The organism is Thauera carbonicopians, assembly GCF_025699485.1.
Taxonomy (GTDB): Bacteria; Pseudomonadota; Gammaproteobacteria; order Burkholderiales; family Rhodocyclaceae; genus Thauera.
Window position 1 is genome coordinate 1 of sequence record NZ_JANUXN010000041.1, and the last position, 2,146, is coordinate 2,146.

2 protein-coding genes are annotated in these 2,146 nt (G+C 64.3%); both read left to right on the plus strand.

Annotated elements, in window-relative coordinates:
• Window positions 1-156: 156 nt before the first annotated feature.
• Window positions 157-879 carry a TRAP transporter small permease gene (locus NX068_RS21030; RefSeq protein ID WP_263463194.1) on the plus strand — a complete coding sequence of 241 codons (723 nt, stop codon included), beginning with the start codon at window positions 157-159 and terminating at the stop codon, window positions 877-879.
• The coding region (locus tag NX068_RS21035; protein ID WP_263463195.1) for a TRAP transporter large permease at window positions 876-2,146 on the plus strand (1,271 nt) is incomplete at its 3' end. The genes NX068_RS21030 and NX068_RS21035, both read left to right, overlap by 4 nt.

The window sequence follows — 2,146 nt, forward strand, 5'->3', positions numbered from 1 at the left end:
TGCCGGTGCACAAGAAGATGGAATCGCGCGTGGGCGCGGCGACGATCAAGTCGATCTACGACGCCACCGGCTTCGATCCCAGCAAGTTCTGATCGCTGACCGGCTGATACCCCGCCGTGCCCGTATGGTCACGGCGGGCCTCATGGGGGAATCGCCATGGTATTGAAACTACTGGACCGCCTGGAAGAGATGCTGGTCGCCTTCTTCATCGGGGCGGCGACCGTGATCATCTTCGTGGCGGTGGTGCACCGCTACATGTCGGGGTTCGACATTCCGGGGCTGCAGGACGTGCTGCTGGACATCAACCTGGGCTGGGCGCAGGAGCTGTGCATCATCATGTTCGTGTGGATGGCCAAGTTCGGCGCGGCCTACGGTGTGCGTACGGGCATCCACGTCGGCGTCGATGTGCTGATCAACCACCTGTCGGACGCGGTGCGCGAGAAGTTCATCATCTTCGGACTGCTGGCCGGTGCGCTGTTTACCGGGATCATCGGCACGCTGGGCGCGCACTTCGTGTGGGAGAACGGCATGGCCTACGCGGTGCTGAGCACGCTGGGCGCGGACACGGGTAACTTCTTCGAAGGCCCGGTGACGCCCGACCTGGAGTGGCCCACCTGGATCGTGTATTCGGCGATCCCGCTCGGCTCCTACCTGATGTGCTTCCGCTTCCTGCAGGTCACGGCCAGCTTCTGGCGCACGGGCGAGCTGCCGCACCACGACCACGGCCACGTCGACGGCATCGACGAGGAAGGGCACGTGCCGGTCGATGTGAACTACTTCGAGATGGACGACGACCTGCACCCGCACGACCTCAAGCACAAGCACCCGCCGTATGACAGCGACGCTGGCCGCGATGGCGGCAAGGGAGGCAAGAAATGACCGCCGCGATCATCTTCGTGCTGCTCACGGTCCTGATGCTCACCGGCATGCCGGTGTCCATTTCGCTGGGCCTGACGGTGCTCACCTTCCTGTTCTTCTTCACCGAAGTGCCGCTCGAATCGGTGGCGCTGAAGCTCTTCACCGGCATCGAGAAGTTCGAGATCATGGCGATCCCGTTCTTCGTGCTGGCGGGCAACTTCCTGACCCACGGCGGGGTGGCGCGGCGCATGATCGACTTCGCCACGGCGATGGTCGGGCACCTGCGCGGCGGGCTGGGCATGAGCTCGGTGTTCGCCTGCGCGCTGTTCGCCGCGGTGTCGGGCTCGAGCCCGGCCACGGTGGTGGCGATCGGCAGCATCATGATCCCGGCGATGATGAAGGTCGGCTACCCGAAGCCGTTCGGTGCGGGCGTGGTCGCCTCGGCCGGCGGGCTCGGGGTGCTGATCCCGCCCTCGATCGTGATGGTGATGTACGCGGTGTCGACGAACAGCTCGATCGGCGCGCTGTTCATGGCCGGGGTCATCCCGGGGCTGCTGTGTGCGCTGATGCTCGGCTTCACCACCTGGTGGGTGGCACGCAAGGGCGACTACCCGCGCGAGCCCAAGCGCAGCTTCGCTGAAGTGTGGGTGGCGTTCCGGCGGGCGATCTGGGGGCTGGCGCTGATCATCGTGGTGATGGGCGGCATCTACTCGGGCATGTTCACGCCGACCGAGGCCGCGGCGATGAGCGCGATGTACGCGTTCTTCATCGCGATCTTCGTGTACAAGGACCTGAAGCTGTCGGACGTGCCGAAGGTGCTGCTCAATTCGGCGAACATGAGCGCGATGTTGCTGTACATCATCACCAACGCGGTGCTGTTCTCGTTCATCCTGACCAACGAGCAGATTCCGCAGGGGATCGCGCAGTGGATCATGGACTCGGGGATGGGGATGATCGGCTTCCTGATCGCGGTCAACATCCTGCTGCTGGTGCTGGGCAGCTTCATGGAGCCCTCGTCGGTGATCCTGATCACGGCGCCGATCCTGTTCCCGATCGCGATGACGCTGGGGATCGACCCGATCCACTTCGGCATCATGATCACGGTGAACATGGAGATCGGTCTGATCACGCCGCCGGTGGGGCTGAACCTGTACGTGGCCAGCGGCATCAGCAAGCTGGGGCTCACGGCGATGTCCAAGGCGGTGTGGCCGTGGCTGGTGACGATGCTGGTGTTCCTGATGCTGGTCACCTACGTGCCCATCATCTCCACCTGGCTGCCCACCGCGCT

Coding starts and splice junctions, on each gene's coding strand:
- NX068_RS21030 (WP_263463194.1), top strand. CDS start 157: ATGGTATTGAAACTACTGGACCGCCTGGAAGAGATGCTGGTCGCCTTC.